We start from the raw sequence: 2500 nt of genomic DNA, 5'->3' as shown, positions 1-2500 counted from the left end.
TTGTTCCTGGGTATCATCAGCCAATATAGAGGCAAAATACTTGCCGGTTAGCGTTCTGCTCAGGGTGATAGACTTCACCTTACCCACTATTTCACGATGCACTTTAGCCCTTATGGGCTTGCACTTGGGGATTTTTATCCAGTTATCGCCCACAGAGACAGACGTACAATGGTAGCTACTTTGCTTGCCATGCTTTTTCTTGAAGCGAGGAAATCTTGCCTGCAATTTGGGATTGAAAAAGTTTTGAAAGGCCGTATCCAGATTGATAGTGGCCTGTTGCAGTGCAATAGAGTCAGCGTTTTTCAGCCATGAGTACTTTCGGCTTTTCTTGGCTTTTGCCAGCAAGGGCTTCAGGTGTTTTTTGGGAGAAAGGCTCTGCCCACGAACCTTGTAATAATGAACCTTAATAGCCAGGGCCTTGTTCCATACGAACCGCACAGCATCAAACTGACGGTCGAGAAATTCCGCCTGCCCTGATGTTGGATAGATTCGTACTTTGGTGGCTCTCAGCATGGAACGTTATTTCAGTACTCATTAATATAAACTTTATATTACAGGTATTTGAAAGAGGTTTTCAAGTGAGCGCACACAATAAAGATTTGCTTAAAGGGTATCTTCGCAAACGACATAGCGTTACCAAGCTGGTTGTTCATTTGGTGTTCACGACAAAGTACAGGCGAAAGCTTTTTGATGGCTATATGATCAAGCAGTTACGGGAGTCGTTCGAGAGTGCATGTGAAAAACTGGAATGCCAGTTACTTGAAATGGATGGCGAAAAAGATCACGTACACCTGTTGGTGCCTACCCACCAAAACTGGCTATCAATGTCATGGTAAATAATCTCAAATCAACATCATCAAGACGGTTGCGAATGCTGAATACCCACCTTACTGCTCAGAGCAAAGCAGGCTTAATGTGGTCAAGGTCTTACTTTGCTTGCAGTGCTGGCGGTGCAACTATCGAGACTCTGAAGGACTACGTTAATAGCCAGAGTACACCAGATTGATGGCGGAAGGCTCTGCGCCTTCCCGTCTTATATCCCCGCCCGCATTGGGCGAGGGTTTACGACGATTTTGCTAATTTATTATCTGACGGTACCTGCTGTTGATATTTTTCCGCACATAGCAAAAAGCCCGACAGATTGCTCTATCGGGCTTTTCTAATTAAGTGCCTGGCGATGACCTACTCTCACATGGGGAAGCCCCACACTACCATCGGCGATGCGTCGTTTCACTTCCGAGTTCGGGATGGGATCGGGTGGTTCCAACGCTCTATGGTCACCAGGCAAAACTGGTCGAGCCTTCGGCTCTCAAGCTGGAAGCTATAAGCTTAAAGCTCGAAGCTGAACGCTCCTGGAATCCAAAATATACTTAAACAGCTTTGTTTATTCTTGCTCTACACTCTCTCACTATTGCGTACAGCTTCCGGCTTCAAGCTTATAGCTTCAAGCTCTTCAAATCGCTTTGGCGTTATATGGTCAAGCCTCTCGAGTCATTAGTACGGGTTAGCTCAACGCCTCACAACGCTTACACACCCCGCCTATCAACGTCGTAGTCTTCAACGTCTCTTATGTGACCTCTAGGGTCAAGGGAAGTCTCATCTTGAAGGGGGCTTCCCGCTTAGATGCTTTCAGCGGTTATCCCGTCCGAACTTAGCTACCGGGCAATGCGTCTGGCGACACAACCCGAACACCAGTGGTTCGTCCACTCCGGTCCTCTCGTACTAGGAGCAGCTCTCCTCAAACTTCCAACGTCCACGGCAGATAGGGACCGAACTGTCTCACGACGTTCTAAACCCAGCTCGCGTACCACTTTAAATGGCGAACAGCCATACCCTTGGGACCGGCTTCAGCCCCAGGATGTGATGAGCCGACATCGAGGTGCCAAACACCGCCGTCGATGTGAACTCTTGGGCGGTATCAGCCTGTTATCCCCGGAGTACCTTTTATCCGTTGAGCGATGGCCCTTCCATGCAGAACCACCGGATCACTAAGACCTACTTTCGTACCTGCTCGACATGTACGTCTCGCAGTCAAGCTGGCTTGTGCCTTTACACTAACCGCACGATGTCCGACCGTGCTTAGCCAACCTTCGTGCTCCTCCGTTACTCTTTGGGAGGAGACCGCCCCAGTCAAACTACCCACCACACAATGTCCCCGATCCCGGTTAGGGACCTGGGTTAGAACCTCAATATTGCCAGGGTGGTATTTCAAGGTCGGCTCCACGCAGACTGGCGTCCACGTTTCAAAGCCTCCCACCTATCCTACACAAGCAACATCAAGATCCACTGTGAAGCTGTAGTAAAGGTTCACGGGGTCTTTCCGTCTAGCCGCGGATACACTGCATCTTAACAGCGATTTCAATTTCACTGAGTCTTGGGTGGAGACAGCGTGGCCATCGTTACGCCATTCGTGCAGGTCGGAACTTACCCGACAAGGAATTTCGCTACCTTAGGACCGTTATAGTTACGGCCGCCGTTTACCGGGGCTTCGATCAACCGC

Annotated in this window: 1 protein-coding gene, 2 rRNA genes and 1 pseudogene (2 of these 4 cut by a window edge); 1 reads left to right on the top strand and 3 read right to left on the bottom strand. The window is 49.3% G+C overall.

Annotated features, from left to right (window positions below):
• On the bottom strand, positions 1 to 513 hold the 5' end (the start) of the coding sequence (locus NX720_RS11035; RefSeq protein ID WP_262601172.1) for an RNA-guided endonuclease InsQ/TnpB family protein. Its footprint begins 660 nt before the window's first position; only the first 513 of its 1173 coding nucleotides appear in the window; its start codon is at positions 511 to 513; the stop codon falls past the left edge of the window.
• A gap of 65 nt (positions 514 to 578) precedes the next feature.
• Between NX720_RS11035 and tnpA the strand changes: the two are divergent.
• Positions 579 to 1006: pseudogene (tnpA, locus tag NX720_RS11030) on the top strand (IS200/IS605 family transposase).
• Positions 1007 to 1169: 163 nt separating this feature from the next.
• Here tnpA and rrf read toward each other — a convergent pair.
• A 5S ribosomal RNA gene (gene rrf / locus NX720_RS11025) occupies positions 1170 to 1285 on the bottom strand.
• 188 nt (positions 1286 to 1473) lie between these two features.
• Positions 1474 to 2500 (bottom strand): 23S ribosomal RNA (locus NX720_RS11020) (it continues 2381 nt past the right edge of the window).

The organism is Endozoicomonas euniceicola, from assembly GCF_025562755.1.
In the GTDB taxonomy this organism is placed as follows: domain Bacteria; phylum Pseudomonadota; class Gammaproteobacteria; order Pseudomonadales; family Endozoicomonadaceae; genus Endozoicomonas_A; species Endozoicomonas_A euniceicola.
Note: the sequence above shows the minus strand (reverse complement) of the source record. Positions and strands in the feature narration are given on the sequence as shown.